21 protein-coding genes, 1 tRNA gene and 1 other annotated feature (1 of these 23 running past the window's edge) are annotated in these 18820 nt (G+C 64.3%); of the genes, 12 read left to right on the plus strand and 10 right to left on the minus strand.

Annotated elements, in window-relative coordinates:
* Positions 1–28, minus strand: a sequence feature (sul1 is cis-regulatory element that is thought to sense ions involved in sulfur or methionine metabolism; They are found in Alphaproteobacteria) (it extends 32 nt beyond the left edge of the window).
* Between the two features lie 159 nt (positions 29–187).
* Positions 188–1273 (plus strand): acyltransferase family protein, encoded by a 1086-nt coding sequence (locus tag PVU19_RS10610; RefSeq protein WP_050662545.1) that lies wholly within the window; start codon positions 188–190, stop codon positions 1271–1273.
* A gap of 73 nt (positions 1274–1346) precedes the next feature.
* Here PVU19_RS10610 and PVU19_RS10615 read toward each other — a convergent pair.
* Both PVU19_RS10615 and PVU19_RS10620 read right to left on the minus strand, forming a co-directional pair.
* A tRNA-Val gene (locus PVU19_RS10615) sits at positions 1347–1421 on the minus strand.
* An 18-nt stretch (positions 1422–1439) separates the two neighbouring features.
* Positions 1440–1934, minus strand: coding sequence for an HU family DNA-binding protein (locus PVU19_RS10620; RefSeq protein ID WP_050662546.1), 495 nt, complete (start codon positions 1932–1934; stop codon positions 1440–1442).
* Between the two features lie 192 nt (positions 1935–2126).
* Here PVU19_RS10620 and PVU19_RS10625 point away from each other — a divergent pair, with 192 nt between their 5' ends.
* Together PVU19_RS10625 and PVU19_RS10630 are read left to right on the plus strand one after the other, a co-directional pair.
* Complete coding sequence (locus tag PVU19_RS10625) at positions 2127–2261, plus strand: hypothetical protein (protein ID WP_268784943.1); 135 nt, start codon at positions 2127–2129, stop codon at positions 2259–2261.
* Positions 2262–2502: 241 nt separating this feature from the next.
* On the plus strand, positions 2503–2961 hold the full coding sequence (locus PVU19_RS10630; RefSeq protein ID WP_050662547.1) for a tail fiber domain-containing protein: 459 nt from the start codon (positions 2503–2505) through the stop codon (positions 2959–2961).
* A 56-nt stretch (positions 2962–3017) separates the two neighbouring features.
* Here the strand turns inward: PVU19_RS10630 and PVU19_RS10635 are convergent, their stop codons facing one another.
* Together PVU19_RS10635 and lon are read right to left on the minus strand one after the other, a co-directional pair.
* The gene (locus PVU19_RS10635; RefSeq protein WP_274789754.1) at positions 3018–3449 is read right to left on the minus strand and encodes a hypothetical protein; all 432 of its coding nucleotides are present in this window, start codon (positions 3447–3449) and stop codon (positions 3018–3020) included.
* Between the two features lie 95 nt (positions 3450–3544).
* Positions 3545–5956 (minus strand): endopeptidase La, encoded by a 2412-nt coding sequence (gene lon, locus PVU19_RS10640; protein WP_050662549.1) that lies wholly within the window; start codon positions 5954–5956, stop codon positions 3545–3547.
* 309 nt (positions 5957–6265) lie between these two features.
* On the opposite strand from lon, the gene PVU19_RS10645 reads away from it, so the two are divergent.
* The 3 genes from PVU19_RS10645 to PVU19_RS10655 all read left to right on the plus strand — a co-directional run bounded on the left by PVU19_RS10645 (position 6266) and on the right by PVU19_RS10655 (position 8247).
* A complete protein-coding gene (locus PVU19_RS10645; protein WP_050662573.1) occupies positions 6266–7429 on the plus strand; it encodes a serine hydrolase domain-containing protein in 1164 nt (387 codons plus the stop codon).
* 106 nt (positions 7430–7535) lie between these two features.
* Positions 7536–7856, plus strand: a complete 321-nt coding sequence (hmuQ, locus tag PVU19_RS10650; protein ID WP_050662551.1) for a heme-degrading protein HmuQ — start codon at positions 7536–7538, stop codon at positions 7854–7856.
* 19 nt (positions 7857–7875) lie between these two features.
* On the plus strand, positions 7876–8247 hold the full coding sequence (locus PVU19_RS10655; RefSeq protein WP_050662552.1) for a DUF2237 family protein: 372 nt from the start codon (positions 7876–7878) through the stop codon (positions 8245–8247).
* A gap of 49 nt (positions 8248–8296) precedes the next feature.
* On the opposite strand, the gene trpB is transcribed toward PVU19_RS10655, so the two are convergent.
* From trpB to ihfB, 5 genes are all read right to left on the minus strand, one after another.
* A complete protein-coding gene (trpB, locus tag PVU19_RS10660; RefSeq protein ID WP_050662553.1) occupies positions 8297–9529 on the minus strand; it encodes a tryptophan synthase subunit beta in 1233 nt (410 codons plus the stop codon).
* 81 nt (positions 9530–9610) lie between these two features.
* Positions 9611–9913 (minus strand): N-(5'-phosphoribosyl)anthranilate isomerase, encoded by a 303-nt coding sequence (locus PVU19_RS10665; RefSeq protein ID WP_235575775.1) that lies wholly within the window; start codon positions 9911–9913, stop codon positions 9611–9613.
* 24 nt (positions 9914–9937) lie between these two features.
* Positions 9938–10594: a phosphoribosylanthranilate isomerase gene (locus PVU19_RS10670; RefSeq protein ID WP_050662554.1), complete on the minus strand. Its 657-nt coding sequence runs from the start codon at positions 10592–10594 to the stop codon at positions 9938–9940.
* A gap of 10 nt (positions 10595–10604) precedes the next feature.
* Positions 10605–10955, minus strand: a complete 351-nt coding sequence (locus tag PVU19_RS10675) for a lipopolysaccharide assembly protein LapA domain-containing protein (RefSeq protein WP_050662555.1) — start codon at positions 10953–10955, stop codon at positions 10605–10607.
* 3 nt (positions 10956–10958) lie between these two features.
* Positions 10959–11240 carry an integration host factor subunit beta gene (gene ihfB / locus PVU19_RS10680; protein WP_050662556.1) on the minus strand — a complete coding sequence of 94 codons (282 nt, stop codon included), beginning with the start codon at positions 11238–11240 and terminating at the stop codon, positions 10959–10961.
* A gap of 307 nt (positions 11241–11547) precedes the next feature.
* Here ihfB and PVU19_RS10685 point away from each other — a divergent pair, with 307 nt between their 5' ends.
* The 5 genes from PVU19_RS10685 to PVU19_RS10705 all read left to right on the plus strand — a co-directional run bounded on the left by PVU19_RS10685 (position 11548) and on the right by PVU19_RS10705 (position 17441).
* The gene (locus tag PVU19_RS10685; RefSeq protein ID WP_050662557.1) at positions 11548–12489 is read left to right on the plus strand and encodes a nucleoside hydrolase; all 942 of its coding nucleotides are present in this window, start codon (positions 11548–11550) and stop codon (positions 12487–12489) included.
* Positions 12486–12935 carry a GNAT family N-acetyltransferase gene (locus tag PVU19_RS10690; RefSeq protein ID WP_050662558.1) on the plus strand — a complete coding sequence of 150 codons (450 nt, stop codon included), beginning with the start codon at positions 12486–12488 and terminating at the stop codon, positions 12933–12935. The genes PVU19_RS10685 and PVU19_RS10690 overlap by 4 nt, the downstream gene beginning before the upstream one ends.
* Before the next feature lie 228 nt (positions 12936–13163).
* Positions 13164–13616: a (2Fe-2S)-binding protein gene (locus tag PVU19_RS10695; protein ID WP_050662559.1), complete on the plus strand. Its 453-nt coding sequence runs from the start codon at positions 13164–13166 to the stop codon at positions 13614–13616.
* A 3-nt stretch (positions 13617–13619) separates the two neighbouring features.
* Positions 13620–15923 (plus strand): xanthine dehydrogenase family protein molybdopterin-binding subunit, encoded by a 2304-nt coding sequence (locus PVU19_RS10700; RefSeq protein WP_050662560.1) that lies wholly within the window; start codon positions 13620–13622, stop codon positions 15921–15923.
* Between the two features lie 96 nt (positions 15924–16019).
* Entirely contained in the window at positions 16020–17441 is a 1422-nt protein-coding gene (locus PVU19_RS10705) for a protein adenylyltransferase SelO (protein WP_050662561.1), read from the plus strand.
* On the opposite strand, the gene PVU19_RS10710 is transcribed toward PVU19_RS10705, so the two are convergent.
* Positions 17442–18095, minus strand: coding sequence for a DUF2238 domain-containing protein (locus PVU19_RS10710; protein ID WP_235575777.1), 654 nt, complete (start codon positions 18093–18095; stop codon positions 17442–17444).
* A gap of 34 nt (positions 18096–18129) precedes the next feature.
* On the opposite strand from PVU19_RS10710, the gene PVU19_RS10715 reads away from it, so the two are divergent.
* On the plus strand, positions 18130–18816 hold the full coding sequence (locus tag PVU19_RS10715; protein WP_235575783.1) for an endonuclease/exonuclease/phosphatase family protein: 687 nt from the start codon (positions 18130–18132) through the stop codon (positions 18814–18816).
* The last annotated feature ends 4 nt before the right edge of the window (positions 18817–18820 follow it).

Below are 18820 nucleotides of genomic sequence, written 5' to 3' on the forward strand. Positions count from 1 at the left end.
ACCGCAGGAGTTGCACCCGCAGTCCAGTCGATTGGCCGCAGGCTTTAGCCGCACCGGGGCCAAAAGCCAACCTGTTTCTGCCGCATTGCAGCATTGTTTCCCGCGCAAGGCCGCTGCCGCGCTTGATCGGTCCACGCTGCCGCAGTAGGGTCTGGCCTCGGGGGCGCAGGGACGCGGGACGAGTCATTTGGAATTTCGCGGATACCAGGAGCGTCGCCATTTCGCCAATCTCGACGGGCTGCGCTTCGTCTGCATCTCTATGGTGCTCTGGCATCACGCCACCCCCGGCGACCTGCACCAGATACAGATCCTCTCACGCGGCTTTCTCGGCGTCGATTTCTTCTTCGTGCTCAGCGGCTTCCTTATCACCACGCTGCTCTTGCGCGAGGCGCGCGATTACGGGCAATTCTCGCTCCGCGATTTCTATATCCGCCGCGCCCTGCGCATCCTGCCGGTCTACATGTTCGTGGTCACGGCGGTCTCGGTCTACTATGTCGGCATTAAAGGGCGCTCAGACCTCGCCAACCTCGTGCCGTTCTACTACCTCTTCCTGTCGAACTTCCTCACCGACCATATCCCCACGCTTTCGATCACATGGTCGCTCTCGGTCGAAGAACAGTATTACGTAATCTGGCCGCTGCTGATGCTCTTGCTCAACCGCCGCCCGCTGGTCTGGCTTGCGCTGATCGTGGTGGCGGCGAACGTGCTGGGCAGCATGGGGGTTTTTGGCCTCACCGCACCACAGATTGGCCCCCTCACCCTGAAACTGCCCAATGCGACCTATGCTCCGATCATCATGGGGGCGCTGCTGGCCTTGGCACTCGACCACCCGCGCGGTCATGCGCTGGCCGCCCGCGTGCTCGGCGGGCGCTGGACGGCGCTGGCGGGCTTTGCCCTGCTCGCCCTCGCCATTCACTTCACCCCATTCGAGATCCGCGGCTGGCCCAACCTGCTCATCCACACGTTGATGACCGCGACCCTCGCCGCCCTCGTCCTGCGCGAGGACAATGCCGGGCTCAGCGTCCTGCGCCAGCCCCTGATCGCCCGCGTGGGCGCGGTCAGCTACGGCATCTACCTTTATCACCTGATCGCGCTCGACATCACCAACCGCGCGCTTGGCCTTGCCGGGATCGCGCATGACTGGGTGTCGCTCGCCGCCTACAGCCTGCTGTCGGTCCTGATCGCCGAGATCAGCTTTCGCACGCTCGAAGCCTGGTTCCGCCGCTTCCGCCCCCACCCGCGCCAGCGCCACACCCCGGCCCCATCGGCCTGAACGAAACCCGGGCGCTCAACCCGTGAGGGAAGCGCCCGTTTCACATCTGTCACGCCACGGCAAGATGGAAAAATGGTGGGTGATAAGAGATTCGAACTCCTGACATCTTCGATGTGAACGAAGCGCTCTACCACTGAGCTAATCACCCGTGCGGCGGCTTTTAGCGTCACTCCGCGCGGTCTGCAACCTCATCTTTCACGTCGCTGCCATTCTCTGCGTCGTCATCTGCGGGCAGGATATTCCCGCCTTGTTTCGACTGCCGGATCTTGGCCACGATCACCCGGGCGCGCGCGCCTTCCTTGGTGCGATTGAGCTTGACCTTGCCAAGTGGCGGCAGGTTCAGCTCACGCCCCTCGGCCAGCGTCTCGCCCAAGATTTCCAGCATCGCCTCGACCACCGGTTTGGCGAATTTCTTGCGGGTGTCGGATCGCGACACAACCTTGTCGAGCAACTCCTGCTTTTTCATCTCCGGCCCGGCGCTCTCGATCGGGGTGTCCGTCACCACCACCGGCGTCACCCCCTGCACCGGCTCCTCGGGGGCCGCTTTCGGGGCCGTGTCGGTCGCGGCAGCGCGGGTCGTCGGCTTGGCCGTGCCGCGCGTCGTCTTGCTGCTGGTCTTGCTCCTGCTCGTCTTGGACGTGGTCGTGGTCGTGGTCGCCATGATATGCCTCGGTTGCTCAGTTGCATTTTTGCTTGCATTGTCCCGAGAGGCTAGCGTGAAGCCGCCCGCATTGCCAGCCTGAGTTGACTAAGATACAAAGATTGGTATCTTTCTGTTTACTAATGTAAAGGGTCAACAATGAAACACGCATTCGCACTTGCCCTGCTCGCGCCCCCTGCGACAGCGGCCGGTATGTCAGATCCAGTCGTGTCACCCGAGATCGTCGCAGCCGAGGCCACATCGTCGTCGGTGCAAAATCAGGACATTGCCTTTTTCACGCTTTACGCGGTTCTTGTCATTCTGACCGCCGCAGGCGCGTTGAACTGATCACGCAACTATCCCGGTCCTTCGGACAACGCCGCGCCCGCAAAGGGCGCGGCGATTTCTTTTTGTAGCATCCCGGTTCGCCTCGGCCTTTCACGCTTAGGTTGCAACTCGCTAAAACTTTATTCAAACGCCATGTTGTGTTACGATATGTCGGCATTCGTGCAGTTTGCGCAACTTTCGTTTTCGTCTCATTTATTCACTAATCCACCTGCACGAGCGTAATTTCAGAACGGGGGATGTCATGAGAAAGAAGATTTATGCGGCAACACTCGCCGCGTCGCTTGTCCTCACCGGGACGGCACACGCAACCGAAAATGCCAAGATGAGCGCCAAGCAGATACGCGCCGCCACACTCTCGACCCAAGGCGGACCCGGCAGCAGCGCCGGACCAGAGGGCGTCGTGTTCGCGCTGCTCGCGATCGTGTTCATCGCCGCGTTGACCATTTCGCATGGAGGCGGGGCGTATCCGGTTGTAGCGGTCAGCGATGAACGGGCCAAGACCGACATAAAACGCGTCGGCACCTCGGCGCAGGGCTTCGGCATCTATGAATTTCGCTACAAGGGCCATCCCCAACGTATGCGCGGGGCCATGGCGCAGGATGTCGTCCGCCTGCGCCCGGAGGCCATAAGCCGCCACGAAAGCGGCTTTCTCGCCGTCGATTACAGTCTGATCGACGTGACACCGGCCCTGATCGACTGATCCCCTCACGGCGCGGGTTTGACCCGCACCGTGAACCCGGTACCGACAGACGTGGCTCAGACCCGGGGCACGCGGCGATCCAGTATGTCAAGGATCGCATCGCTGTCGCAGCCATAGAGATACAGACTGCCCACCTCGTCCCAGTGAGAGAACGCCCCCAAAACGATGCGGCGCTCTTTCCTGGCCATCCTCAGCCGCAGTCCGCCCAGAGACCGCGGCGGCGTGTCATGCCGGTCCATCCAGCTTGGCACCTCCATCCCCTCGATATCGGCAAAACGCAACTCCGCTCCGACCGGCAGGAACAGCATCCGCTCGTCGTCGATGCGGATTTCGCGCACGTTGCGAACGGCTTTCAGATTGAGGAATCCGGTCGTCAGACCAATGATGGACACAAACAGGATCTTGCGCTCAAAGGGCGGCCCTTCAGCGATGGAGATCGCGATGTAAAGCGGCGTCAGCACCAGAAAGAACCAGGCTATCCACAGCACCAACCGACGCCGTACCGGAAAAACCCGCTCTTCACTCATACCGATACTCCATGAAAAAAATGCCCCGGATCATCTCCGGGGCATTTTCAACTTTCTTAGTGGGCAACTGCCCCCCGGCCCTCGTTGCCAGGTTTGAGCGCGGCCTCGGCGGCGGCGGCCTCTTCGGCCTCCTCGTCCCAGTCCACCGCCTCGGGCGTGCGGATCAGCGCCAGCTTCAACACATCGCGCACGTGATCGACGGGGATGATATCGAGCCCCTCCTTCACATTGTCGGGTATCTCGGTCAGGTCCTTCTCGTTGTCGCGCGGGATAAGCACCGTCTTGATGCCGCCCCGCAGCGCCGCGAGCAGTTTCTCCTTGAGCCCGCCGATGGGCAGCGCATTGCCGCGCAGCGTGACCTCGCCGGTCATGGCGATATCCTTGCGCACCGGGATGCCCGTCAGCACCGACACGATCGAGGTCACCATCGCCAGACCGGCCGAGGGCCCGTCCTTGGGTGTCGCCCCTTCGGGCACGTGCACGTGGATGTCCCACTTCTCGAATTTCGGCGGTTTCACCCCGATTTCGGGCGCGACCGAGCGGACATAGGAAGACGCCGCATCAATCGACTCCTTCATCACGTCGCCGAGCGTGCCGGTGGTCTTCATACGGCCCTTGCCCGGCAGGCGCAGCGCCTCGATACTCAAGAGTTCGCCCCCCACCGAGGTGTAGGCCAGCCCGGTCACCACACCGACCTGATCGCTCTCTTCGGCGAGGCCGAACTTGTATTTCCGCACGCCCAGGAAATCGGCAAGGTTCTCGGACGTCACGGTGATCGCCTTGTCCTCGCCCTTGATGATGCGCGTCACCGCCTTGCGCGCGATCTTCGCGATCTCGCGTTCGAGGTTCCGCACCCCCGCCTCGCGGGTGTAATAGCGGACAATGTCGGTCAGCGCCGCGTCGGTCAGCTCGAACTCGCCCTTCTTGAGGCCGTTGTTCTTGATCTGCTTGTCCAGCAGGTGCTGCTTGGCAATCTCGCGCTTTTCATCCTCGGTATAGCCTGCCAGCGGAATGATCTCCATCCGGTCAAGGAGCGGCCCGGGCATGTTATAGCTGTTGGCCGTGGTCAGGAACATCACGTTCGAGAGGTCGTATTCCACCTCCAGATAGTGATCGACGAAAGTCGAGTTCTGCTCCGGGTCCAGAACCTCCAGCATCGCGCTCGCCGGATCACCCCGGAAATCCTGCCCCATCTTGTCGATCTCATCGAGCAGGATGAGCGGATTGGTGGTCTTGGCCTTCTTCAACGCCTGAATGATCTTGCCCGGCATCGAGCCGATATAGGTCCGGCGGTGACCGCGTATCTCGCTCTCGTCGCGCACGCCACCCAAGGAGATGCGGATGAACTCGCGCCCGGTCGACCGCGCCACGCTCTTGCCAAGGCTCGTCTTGCCCACGCCCGGCGGGCCGACAAGGCACATGATGGGGCCTTTCAGCTTTTTGCTGCGTTGCTGCACCGCCAGATATTCGACGATGCGCTCCTTGACCTTTTCCAGCCCGTAGTGATCGGCGTCGAGAATGTCCTGCGCCTTGTGCAGGTCTTTCTTGACGCGGCTCTTCACGCCCCACGGAATGCCCAGCATCCAGTCGAGGTAGTTGCGCACCACGGTGGCCTCGGCACTCATCGGGCTCATGTTCTTGAGCTTCTTGAGCTCGGCCTCGGCCTTGTCCTTGGCCTCCTTGCTCAGCTTGGTGTTGGCGATACGCTCTTCCAGCTCGGCAATCTCGCCTTCGCCGTCCTCGCCATCGCCCAGTTCCTTCTGAATGGCCTTCATCTGCTCATTCAGGTAATACTCGCGCTGCGTCCGCTCCATCTGGCTCTTGACGCGGGTCTTGATCTTCTTCTCGACCTGCAAGACGCTCATTTCGCCCTGCATCAGGCCGTAAACCTTCTCCAGCCGCTCGCTCACGCTCAGCGTCTCCAGCAGTTCCTGCTTGCGCTCCACGTCGATGCCCAGATGCCCGGCCACCAGATCGGCCAGTTTTGCCGCCTCGTCGGAATCCGTCACAGCGGCCAACGCCTCGTCGGGAATGTTCTTCTTGACCTTGGCGTAGCGCGCAAACTCGTCGCCGACGCTGCGCAACAGCGCCTCGATGGTGGTCGCGTCACCGGGCGTCTCGCTCATGTATTCGGCGCGCGCCTCAAAGAAATCGTCGTTCTCCAGATACTCGGTGATGCGCACCCGCGCCACACCCTCGACCAGCACCTTGACGGTGCCGTCGGGCAGTTTCAGCAGTTGCAGCACGTTGGCCAGCACGCCGACGCGGTAAATATCGCCCTCTGCGGGGTCGTCATCGGCGGGGTCGATCTGGCTCGACAGCAGGATCTGCTTATCGTCCTGCATCACCTCTTCCAGCGCGCGCACCGACTTGTCGCGCCCCACGAAAAGCGGCACGATCATGTGCGGAAACACCACGATATCTCGCAGCGGCAGCACGGGATAGGATGCGTTGAGTGGGTCTTGCATGCTCGTTTTCCTGTTTGTGGCAAGAGGACACCGGCCCCGGCTTCGCGGCAGCCCCGGCCCTCTCCGTTTCGCTTGGGTCTTACTTGGGGCAGACCGGGCCCCGTTTCAACAGATGTCGCGCAGAATGCCCGCCCCGGTCGTGCTCCACAAGGCCTCTTTCCGCCACATTCGCAGCATTTTCACCACCCTGCCGGTGCAAGCCGCATTTTCCATGCTGTCTGCCATAGTTTAAGGCTGGTCACGCCCCCGCGTCACGCTTGATTTCAGGCCTCCGATCGGCTCTGCTCGCGCAAGGTGGAGGAATCCGACATGCGCGCAATCGTGAAATGGACGATCCGGATTATGCTGGCGCTGGTGCTTGCGCTGGTGGTTGTCGGCCTGTGGAAACGCGAAGAGATCACGCGGCTCTGGGCGGTCAACACGCTCTTCGACGACACCCGGATCGTCGCGAATTTCTCCAACATGGAGCGCGCCTTCCTGACCCTGCCGGTGCCGCGCGGCGACGGGCCGGTATCGCCCCTGCCCCAAGGCTCCGAGATGTCCCTGCCCGAGGGCGTGGCGACATGGATCGAAGCGCGAAATGTCACCTCGCTTCTGGTGCTGCACGACGGCCGGATCGTGCATGAACGCTACCTGCACGGCACGCAGGCCGAAGACCGGCGGATCAGCTGGTCGGTCGCCAAAAGTTTCCTGTCGGCGCTCTTCGGCATCGCACTAGCCGAGGGACAGATCGCCTCGCTCGATGATCCGGTCACGCGCTACGCCCCGCAATTGCAGGGCAGCGCCTATGACGGCACCACCATTCGCCAGCTTTTGCAGATGACCAGCGGGCTGGAATTCGACGAGGATTATCTGAACTACGACTCCGACATCAACCGCATGGGCCGGGTGCTGGCGCTTGGCGGCACGATGGACGGGTTCGCGGCCGGCCTGACGGCCCGCGCGGCAGACCCCGGCACACGCTGGAAATATGTCTCCATCGACACCCATGCGCTCGCCATGGTGCTGCGCGGGGCGACCGGGCGCGACCTGCCGGGGCTTTTGTCCGAGCACATCATCCAGCCTTTGGGCTTTCAGGCCGAACCCTACTACCTCAGCGATGGCGAGGGCGTCGCCTTTGCGCTTGGCGGTCTGAACCTGACAACCCGCGACTATGCGCGCTTTGGCCTGATGGTCGAGCAGATGGGCCGCTACCAGGGGCGTCAGGTGGTGCCCGAGGACTGGATCAGGGCCTCCACAACCCCGAGCGCTCCCACGCCTGAGGGCGCACTGAAATACGGCTACCAGTGGTGGATGCCGCAGGATGCGCGCGACGGCGAGGTCTTTGGCCACGGTATCTACGGGCAATACATCTATATCGATCGGGCGCGCGACGCGGTGATCGTGGTGACCTCCGCCGATCGCGGCTTTCGCGAACCGGGTGTCAAGACCGGCAATATCGCCATGCTTCGCCGCATCGCCGCCGCGCTCTGATCCGCTTGCCGCGCGGGCCCACGGCGCTATAGTCAGGACGCAAGCCAAAAGGTCCTGCAGGACCGAGCCAGCCTTTCACGCGACACTGGAAATAGAAGGGCACGACATGACATTCATCGCGATGAACCGCTTTCAGGTGAAACCCGGCCACGAGGCCGAGTTTGAGCGCATGTGGGCCGAGCGCGAGAGCCATCTTGCCGAGGTTCCGGGCTTTCGCGAGTTCCGCCTGCTCAAGGGGCCCGAGGGCGAGGGGCACCGGCTCTATTCCAGCCACGTGATCTGGGAGAGCCGCGACGCCTTTGACGCCTGGACCAAGTCCGAGGCGTTTCGCGCGGCGCACAAGGACGCGGGTAACCGGACGACGCGCGATGCGTTGATGGGACCGCCACAATTTGAGGGCTTCGAGACGGTTCTCGAAGAACACTGACAGACGGGAGAAACGCGCGATGGAGATGGAGAAATCGATCAATGTGCTGGGCGGAACGCTGTCCGCCTGCTCCAGCGACCCGGTCACCGGGTTCTTTCGCGACGGGCATTGCAACACCTGCACGCAGGATCACGGCAGTCACACGGTCTGTGCCCTGATGACCGCCGAATTCCTCGCCTATTCGAAATATGTCGGCAACGACCTGAGCACCCCGCGCCCCGAATTCGGCTTTGTCGGGCTCAAACCCGGCGATCAGTGGTGCCTGTGCGCCGCGCGTTTCCTGCAGGCCCATGACGAGGGCTGCGCGCCACAAGTCCGGCTCGACGCGACGCACCAGCGCGCGCTCGACATCGTGCCACTGGATGTGCTGCGACAACACGCGCCGGCATAATCAGATGGTCACCGGGGCAAGGGGCGGCCCACGCCGCCCTTACCCCCGATCAGCCACCAGTCTCGATATCAAAGCCGAGATGCTTGGCGACAGTGAAAATATCCTTGTCGCCACGCCCGCACATGTTCATCACCAGCAGGTGATCGCGCGGAAGATCGGGGGCGATCTTCATAACATGGGCGAGCGCATGGCTCGGCTCCAGGGCCGGAATGATCCCTTCCATTGCACAGCTCAACTGGAACGCCTCAAGCGCCTCCTTGTCCGTGATCGAGACATATTGCGCGCGCTTGGTCTCGTGCAGCCAGCTATGCTCGGGGCCGATGCCGGGATAATCGAGACCCGCCGAGATCGAATGCCCCTCCAGGATCTGCCCGTCATCGTCCTGCAAGAGATAGGTCCGGTTGCCATGCAGCACGCCGGGCCGCCCGCCGGTCAATGAGGCGCAATGCTCCATCCGGTCATCGACACCGTGGCCCCCGGCCTCGACCCCGATAATGTTGACCTCCTTGTCGTCAAGGAAGGGATAGAACAGCCCCATGGCATTCGATCCGCCACCGATGGCAGCGACCAGCGTGTCAGGCAGGCGGCCCTCGGCGGCCTGCATCTGTTCGCGCGTCTCCTTGCCGATGATCGACTGAAAATCGCGCACCATCGCCGGATAGGGATGCGGACCCGCCACCGTGCCGATGCAATAGAACGTGTCGCGCACATTGGTCACCCAGTCGCGCAGCGCGTCGTTCATCGCATCCTTGAGCGTACCACGCCCGGAGGTGACGGGGATCACCTCGGCCCCGAGCAGACGCATGCGGAACACATTGGGCGCCTGCCGCTCGACATCATGCGCGCCCATGTAGACCACGCATTGCAACCCGAACTTGGCGCAGACCGTGGCGGTGGCGACGCCGTGCTGACCGGCCCCCGTCTCGGCGATGATCCGGCTCTTGCCCATACGGCGCGCCAGGATGATCTGGCCCAGCACGTTGTTGATCTTATGCGCGCCCGTGTGATTGAGTTCGTCGCGCTTGAGGTAAATCTTGGCGCCACCGAGATGCTGCGTCAGCCGGTCGGCATAATAGAGCGGCGACGGCCGCCCCACGTAATGGGTCCACAGATCATGCATCTCGTCCCAGAAGCTCTGATCGGTCTTGGCATGCTCGTACTGCTCTTCCAACTCGAGGATGAGCGGCATGAGGGTTTCCGACACGAACCGCCCGCCGAAATCGCCGAACCGGCCTTTCTCGTCGGGGCCGGTCATGAAGGAGTTGAATAGATCGTTGGCCATGAGATACGCCCCTTGTTTGCTTCCGCACGTCCTAGTGCGAGCACACGGCGAGGGCAAGGGAAAGGCGTTTGCAAACGCCTTTCAACGCGGTTTCGAAACCGCCTTCCAAGCCGCTTGCAAGCGGCTTGGCCAAGGGATTTGCAAATCCCTTGGCCCCTGCACCCGGCGCAAGGGCCTGGAATTGCAGAACACGACAAAGTGCCGCCCGTTCTCGACCACCTGAAATCCGCGCCGCTCGACCTCATGCAGGAACAGGTCGCGCCCTGCGATGCGCTCGACATCGCGGATCTGGCGTTTCACGACGCCGCCGCGCCGCGCCTCGGGCGAGTCGAGGAACTGCGCGAGCCATGTCTCGGGGTTCAGGTGATCGGGCGGCCATGTCATGACCATGATCAGACCCGATCATGGTTAAGCGTCGGTTAATCCGCGCGCGTTATCTATGAAGGTCCGGATCAGCTTGGCGTCCTTGACGCCGGGCGCACGCTCCACCCCCGAGGATACATCCAGTTGCCGCGCCCCGGTGCGCGCCACCGCCTGCGCCACGTTGCCGGGCGTCAGCCCGCCCGCCAGCAGCCACGGTAGCGGCCAGTCGCGCCCCTCGATCAGGCGCCAGTCGAAGGCCAGCGCATTGCCGCCCGGGCGCGTCGCCCCCGGTGGCGGCTTGGCGTCGATCAGCAACTGATCTGCTACCCCGGCATAGACGTCAATCTGCGCCAGGTCCGCCGCCTCGGCCACGCCGATGGCCTTCATCACCGGCAGGCCGTAGCGCGCCTTGATCTCGGCCACCCGGGCGGGGGATTCCTCACCATGCAATTGCAGGAAATCGAGCGGCACGCGACCCGTCAGCGCATCGAGCGCCGCGTTGTCGGCATCGACCGTCAGCGCCACCTTGGCCACGCCCGGCGGCACGTCGAGCGCCAGCGTACGCGCCGTATCCACCGCCACATGACGCGGCGATTTCTCGAAGAACACGAATCCCACATAGGCAGCACCCGCCGCCACGGCGGCGGCCACGTCGGCGGCAGCGGTCAGACCGCAGATCTTGACGCGAATATCGGTGCTCATGGGCGCGGGTTTAGCTTGCCTGATCCAGAAGCGCCAGAACCTCGTCCTTGTCCTTGTGCTTCTCGCCCTTCAAACGCTTGACCTCGGCGCGCAGGCTGGCCAGTTCACGCGCCTGCCTTGCGGCGGCGGCACGCTCCCCCGCCTCGCGGATCCATTCCCAGATGAAGCCCACGATCAGCCCTGCCAGAATTCCGCCGAAGATCACCACGAAGAGCGGCATGTCATAGGTCGGGTTGAGGGCGGCAAAGCCTGCCAGCTCATCGGGCAGCACCCGCAGGCTGACAATCCCGCGATTGGCCAGTGCGATGAGCACGAGGGCAAGCGCGAAAACAGCGATGGAGGCGTAGCGAATATAGCGCATGGGTCACTTTCCGTTGAGCCGGTCACGCAACAGCTTGCCGGTCTTGAAGAAGGGCACGAATTTCTCGTCAACATGCACGCTTTCGCCGGTGCGCGGATTGCGACCGATCCGCGCGTCGCGCTTTTTCACCGAGAACGCACCAAAGCCGCGCAGCTCGACCCGGTTGCCGCTGGCCAGCGCATCGGTGATCTCGCTGAAGATGGTGTTTACGATACGCTCGACATCGCGCTGATAGAGATGCGGGTTCTCGTCGGCGATTTTCTGAATCAGTTCCGATCGGATCATCGGTGGTCTCCCCCGGCCATTCTTTTGAGTGCTTGGCAGTTGCAGGCGACTATATCCAGAATGACGCGAAACCCAAACAGAAAGCCGGGGCCAAGAGCCGGATAACTATGAAATAATTCCCGTACCCGACAGGTTTTGCACCGGAATGCGGCTTTGCGGCCCCGGTGCCGCAGCGCGGCACGGTGCTGCCGCGCGGCACGCCTGAGATGATTCGCAGCTGGCAAGGCCATGCCGACAGCACCGGCGAAGTGGTGGACATTGCCGCCCGCCGGACGCATGGTCCGCGCAACCGCAAAAGGGACGACACGTGGCGCGCAGGCAGATCATCATCGACACCGATCCCGGACAGGATGACGCCGTGGCGATCCTGCTGGCGCTGGCCGCCTCGGACGAAATCGAGGTGCTGGGCCTGACTTGTGTCGCCGGCAACGTGCCGCTGGCGCTGACCGCGCGCAACGCCCGGATGATCTGCGAACTGGCCGGGCGGTCCGATCTGCCGGTCTGCGCGGGCTGTGACCGCCCCATCGGCCGCGATCTGGTCACCGCCGAACATGTGCACGGCCAGAGCGGCCTTGACGGCCCCGATCTGCCCGCGCCCCGGATGCCCCTGCACCCGGCCCATGCCGTCGATTTCCTGATCGACACGCTGCGCAGCGCCGCGCCCGGCACGGTGACGCTGGTCGCCCTCGGGCCGCTCACCAATCTCGCCACCGCCTTCACCCGGGCCCCCGACGTCGTCGGGCGGGTGCGAGAGATCGTCCTGATGGGCGGCGCCCATTCGGCTCTTGGAAACGTGACACCGGTGGCCGAGTTCAACATCCATGTCGACCCGACCGCCGCCGATATCGTGCTGCGCGCAGGCGTGCCCTTGGTGATGGCGCCCCTCGACGTCACCCACAAGGCGCTGGTGACGCCCTCCCGCAACGAAGCACTGCGTGCCCTCGGCACTCCCGTGGGCCGCGCCGTGGCCGATCTCACCGGCTTTTTCGAGCGTTACAACCCCGCCCGCTACGGCGCCGAGGGCGGCCCCCTGCACGATCCCTGCACCATCGCCTGGCTCCTGCGCCCCGATCTTTTCGCCTCCCGCGCCGTCAACGTGACGGTCGAGACGCAATCGGACCTGACGCTTGGCATGACCGTGATGGACTGGTGGGGCGTCACCGGTCGCACACCCAACGCAACGGTGCTACATGATATCGACCCGGGCGGGTTCTTCGACCTGCTGACAGAAAGGCTGGCCACGCTATGACCGCACTCACCCTGGCCCGTCCTGACGACCTGGAGCGGCTGGCAGGCCTTGTCGCAGCCTTTCACGACGAGACCGGCATCGCGCAGGACGACACCACCCGCCGCGCCGCGCTGAACCCGCTGCTTGCGGGCAGCCCGCATGGCGTGGCCTACCTGATCGGCCCAGCACGCGCGCCCATCGGCTATGTCATCCTCAGCTTTGGCTGGTCGATGGAGTTCGCCGGAATGGACGGCTTCGTCGATGAAATCTACATCCGTCGCGCGGTGCGCGGGCGCGGCATCGGCTCGGAAGTGCTCAGCAACCTGCCCAAGGCGCTGGCCGGGGCGGGATTGCGGGCACTGCATCTCGAAGTGCGGCGCGACAACACCTCCGCTCAGGCGTTCTATGAACGTCTGCGCTTTGCGCCGCGCGACGACTACATGTTGATGACCCGCATCTTCGACTGACCGCGACCGGTCCTGCACGCGCATGAGCTGCGCGGGTTCTTGCCTGTTTCACCGACGCAAATACCCGATTTCCGCACAACCCTTGCGCGTTGAGCGACAAGGCGCACACTGCCATTATTAAGTTCAAGACGTGCATCGGTCGCTGGCCGGACCTGCACGACCGCAGCCCCTGCCCGGGTGGCACCTCAAAGCCAGAGCCGAACGTGACTCAGCGAAGGGATTTCAACCATGGTAAAAATCATACTCAACGGAACCGAAACCGAGGTCGGCGACGACCCCTCGATGCCGCTCCTGTGGGCGATCCGGGATCTCGCCGGGGCGACCGGCACGAAATACGGCTGCGGCGTGGGCCTCTGCGGTGCCTGCACCGTCCATGTCGACGGCAAGGCCGAACGCTCCTGCCAGGTCACGGTCGGCGATGCCGAGGGCCGCGAGGTGACCAGCATCGAGGGCCTTGATCCATCGGGGGACCACCGGCTTCAGGCCGCCTGGCGCGAGTTGAACGTGCCGCAATGCGGCTTCTGCCAGGCCGGTCAGATCATGCAGGCTGCGTCGCTTCTGGCCGAGAACCCGAAACCCACCGATGACGAAATCCTGAGCGCGATGTCGAACAATGTCTGCCGCTGCGGCTGTTACCAGCGGATCGTCGCGGCCGTTCGTCTCGCAAGCACGGGGAGCTGAACCATGCTGAAATATCTTGAAACCACGACCGATGACACCGCGACAGACGTGCATCTCAGCAAGCTGTCGCGCCGCGGTTTTCTGGGCATTGCCGGGGCCTTCACGCTGGCCGCTTACGGCGGACGCGCCGAGGCGTTCGAGACCTACAAGACCGGGGCGGCGGCGATGCCGCGCGGCATCGTCAATGACCCGCTGGTCTTCGTGTCGATCGACAGCGATGGCACGGTCACTCTGGTCGCGCACCGCTCGGAAATGGGCACCGGCATACGCAGCTCGATCCCGATGGTCATCGCCGACGAGATGGAGGCCGACTGGGCCCGTGTCACCATCGTTCAGGCCCCCGGCGACGAGCCGAAATACGGCAATCAGGACACCGACGGCTCGCGCTCGATGCGCCATCACATTCAGGCCGCGCGCCGGATGGGCGGCGCGGTGCGCACCATGCTGGCCCGTGCCGCGGCCGACGGCTGGGGTATCGACCCCGCCGATGTGACAGTCGAGATGCATCAGGTCAAAGCGCCCGATGGCCGGACCCTCGGCTTTGGCGAGCTGGCCGAGACGGCCATGGCGCAGCCCGTGCCCTCCCATGAAGAGATCGCCTACAAGACCGATGCGGAATTTCGCTACATGGGCAAGGGCGAGGTCCAGATCACCGACCTGCGCGACATCACCACCGGCGCCGCCATCTACGGGGCCGACGTGATGCTTGAGGGGATGAAGACCGCCCTCATCGCCCGCCCGCCCGTGGTCGGCGGCAAGGCAAAATCCTTTGACGCCACCAAGGCGCTCGAGGTGCCCGGCGTGGTCGCCGTGCATGAACTGCCCTATGGCGGACTGGCGCAGAAATTCGCGCCGCTCGGGGGCATCGCCGTGGTCGCCGACAACACCTGGGCCGCCACCAAGGGCCGCGACGCACTTGAGATCGAATGGGAGGCCGGGCCGCATGGCGACTACAGCTCGGCCCAGTTCATGGAAGAGATGAAGGCGACGGCCGAAAAGCCGGGCAGCGTGGCCCGCGACAAGGGCGACATCGAGGATGCCTTTGCCAAGGCCGCCCGGACCTTCGGGCAGACCTATACCCAGGCCCACATGGCCCATATCCCGATGGAGCCGCCGGCGGCGGTGGCGCATTACACCGGCGACGCGCTCGAAATCTGGGCCCCGGTGCAAAGCCCCTATACCGCGCGGCTCGACACCGCCAAGGCCCTCGGGCTGGACCCCGAACAGGTCAGGCTGAACGTCACCCTTCTGGGCGGCGGCTTTGGTCGCAAATCCAAGGCCGATTACGTCACCGAGGCAGCCCTTCTGTCGCGCGAAGTCGGCGCGCCGGTGCGGGTGCAATGGACCCGCGAGGACGACGTGCGCCACTCGTTCTACCACACCACCTCCGCCGAACGGATCGAGGTGGCGCTCGATGACGCGGGTCAGGTGACCGGCTGGCGGCACCGCTCGGTCGCCCCGTCGATCAAGAGCACCTTTGCCCCCGACGACGGCCTGCCGATGCCGCTCGAACAGGGCATGGGAATGACCGACCTGCCGTTTGACATCGCCAATATCCGCTGTGAAAGCGGCAAGGCCATGGCGCATACGCGGATCGGCTGGTTCCGCTCTGTCTCGAACGTGCCGCATGCCTGGGCCGTGGGCTCTTTCGTGGGCGAGTTGGCGCATGAGCTGGGCAGAGATCAGCGGCAGATGTGGCTGGACCTGATCGGCGCACCGCGCGTAATGGACCCCAAGGCCGACGGCCTGCCGGAAGACTTCTGGAACTATGGCGAGCCGATGCAGGAGTTCCCCATCGAAACCGGGCGACTGGCCGAGGTTCTCAACCGCGCGGCAGACGGAATCGGCTATGGTCAGGACCTGCCCGAGGGCGAAGGCATCGGCCTCGCGGTGCATCGCAGCTTCGTCTCCTATGTCGGCTGTGCGGCACGGGTAAAACTGGTCGACGGCCGCATCACCGTCCCCGAGATGCACCTTGCGATCGACTGCGGCTTTGCCGCCAATCCCGAGCGTATCGAAAGCCAGATGCAGGGGGCTGCGGTGATGGGCATGACGCTGGCGCTGCATTCGCGCATCACCTATGAAAACGGCGCGGTGGTGCAGTCGAATTTCTACGATTACGACGTGGTGCGCTCTGACAACTACCCGCGCAACGTCGTCACCCATATCGTCGAACATCCGTTCTCGGTCCACGCCACCGGCGTCGGAGAGCCGGGCGTGCCACCGGTGGCACCTGCGCTTGCCAATGCGCTCTTCGCCGCCACCGGCACGCGGCGGCGCAGCCTGCCCATGGGTGCACAAGTTTAAAAAACGACCGGGCTCCGCATCGGCGGGGCCCGGCCGCTTGTAAAACCGGTCACGTCGACGTTTGCGTTTGGCGCAGACGCAACTATGTATGACAGTATGACGCTGCAGATACCTTTCGATAACAGCTATGCCGCCCTGCCCGCGCGGTTCTACACCCGGCAGACGGCGGTGCCCGTGCGCGCACCGCGCCTGATCCGCTTCAATGCAGCGCTTGCCGGTGATCTGGGCATCGACGTGGCCGATGAGGCCACGCTGGCACAGGTCTTCGCGGGCAACGCAGTGCCACCCGGCTCGGACCCGCTGGCGCAGGTCTATGCGGGCCATCAGTTCGGCGGGTTCTCACCGCAACTGGGCGACGGTCGCGCGCTCCTGCTGGGCGAGGTGGTGGACCGTGCAGGCCACCGCCGCGACATTCAGCTCAAGGGCTCTGGCCCCACGCCCTACAGCCGGATGGGCGACGGGCGCGCCTGGCTCGGGCCGGTGCTGCGCGAATACGTGGTGTCCGAGGCGATGCACGCCCTCGGCCTGCCCACCACCCGCGCCCTCGCCGCCGTCGAGACCGGAGAGCCGGTCTACCGCGAGACCGGCGGCATGCCCGGCGCGGTGCTGACCCGCGTCGCCGCCAGCCATCTGCGCGTCGGCACGTTCCAGTATTTCGCCGCGCGCCGCGATATCGAAGGGCTGCGCGCGCTCTATGACTACACCGTCACCCGCCATTACCCGCAGATCGAGGGCCCCGCCCACCTGCTGGCCGAGGTGATCCGGCGGCAGGCCAAGCTGGTGGCGGGCTGGCTGTCGGTGGGCTTCATCCACGGCGTGATGAACACCGACAACACCGCGATTTCCGGAGAGACGATCGACTACGGCCCCTGCGCCTTTATGGACACCTATCACCCGCAACAGGTATTCAGTTCCATCGACGCGCATGGGCGTTACGCCTATGACAACCAGCCGCATGTGATCGTCTGGAACATGGCGCAGTTTGCGACCGCCCTCGTGCCCTTGATGCCCGACCAAGATGCCGCGATCGAGGAATTCACCGCCCTTGTCCATGCCATGCCCGACCGGATCGAAACCGAGTGGCGGCGCAGCTTTGGCCGCAAAATCGGGATCGAGAATGCCAGCACCGAGGACGCCGCCCTTATCGCCGACCTGCTGACGCGCATGGCCGAAGGGCGCGCCGATTTCACCAATACGTTCCGGGGTCTTCTCGACGGCACCGCGCGCGATCAGTTCCTTGATCGCGACGCCTTCGACACATGGGCCGAAGCCTGGCACGCGCGAATCGCACGGGAACACGACCCCGAGACGGTGATGCGCGCCGCCAACCCCTCCGTCATCCCGCGCAACCATCGGGTGGAGCAGATGATCGACGCGGCGGTCTCGGGCGATTACGCGCCTTTCGAGCGGCTCTTGTCGGTGCTGGCAAACCCATTTGAAGATCAGCCCGACGCCGCAGATCTCACGCGCCCCCCCGACCCTGCAGAGGTGGTCCACGCCACGTTCTGCGGCACCTGATCACTTGTCGCGCAACCGCCGGAAGAGGCGCGGATTGCGGCGGATGAATTCGTCGATCACGCCGGTGAATCCGCCATAGGCGCGCCCCTTGAGATAGGCAAAGCCCGACGCGGCCCCCAATCCCGCCCCGATCATGTCGATGATCAGGTCGCCCATCGTGTCCATCAGCCCGGATTTCTGCATGTTCATGCCGAAACTCTGATCCATGGCGAATTCGAAGATCTCCCACAGCGTGCCGATGGACAGCCCGAAACAAAAGGCAAAGAACGCCACCGCCCAGGGCGGCGCGGCGTAGCGGTCGCCCTGAAACATCATGAAGACCAGAACAAAGCCGATCAGCCCGAACCCGATGGCCGAGCCTGCATGCATCGCGATATCCCACCACCAGAACCGCTCGTAGAAATCGAGCACTTCCCCGGCGAAAAGCGTGGCCCCGACAAATATCACGATGGCGGTCAGGAAACTGGGCGGCACGTCGATCTCGGCCCATCTCGCCACCACCACGGGGGCCATCGACAGCGCCAGCGTGGCCAGCGCGATGAAGGCCAGCGACCATTCCCGCGTGACCAGCGCATCGAGCGCGATCAGCCCGAGCGCCATCCAGATCAGCCGGGTCAGCAGGGTCTGGCCGGAAAACATGCTGCCTCCTGTCATTCTTCGATGCTATCAGGGCATAATGAGGGCGTCGATGATCCGGATTGCAAGTTATAACCTTCAGAAATGTGTCGGGCTCGACCTGCGCCGCAGGCCGGACCGCATCCTCAACGTGATCGCCGATCTCGCCGCGCAGGTGGTCGTCTTGCAGGAGGCCGACAAGCGCCTTGCGCCCCGCATGGCCGCCCTGCCCCACGAGATGGCCGAGGCCGAGGGCTGGCATGTGGTGGAGTTCGGCCAGCCCGGCGGCTCGCTCGGTTGGCATGGCAACGCGATGTTGCTGCGGCCAGGGCTGCGGGTGGTCGAGACCCAGCATATCGAGTTGCCGGGGCTGGAGCCACGCGGCGCGGTGCGCGCCGATCTGGAGACGGATCGGGGGCCGCTGCGCGTGGTCGGGCTGCATCTGGGACTGGTGCGGCGCCACCGGCTGTTGCAGGTGGCCGCGATCATGCGGGCATTGGCGCGGCTGGCACCCTGCCCCACGGTGCTGGCGGGCGATTTCAACGACTGGCGCGGCGGGGCGGCGCTCGATGCCGCCGCGAAAGGGGTCGGCTTCGTGGCCACCGGCCCCAGCTTTCCGGCCCCGCGCCCGGTGGCGCGGCTCGACCGGCTGGCGCTCAGCCCCGATCTGGAGGCTCTGGCCACAGGCGTCCACCGCACGCGCCCCGCGCGCGTGGCATCAGATCACCTGCCGGTCTGGGCGGATGTGGCAAGACGGTGAGCAT

The organism is Roseovarius tolerans, from assembly GCF_028885395.1.
Taxonomy (GTDB): domain Bacteria; phylum Pseudomonadota; class Alphaproteobacteria; order Rhodobacterales; family Rhodobacteraceae; genus Roseovarius; species Roseovarius tolerans.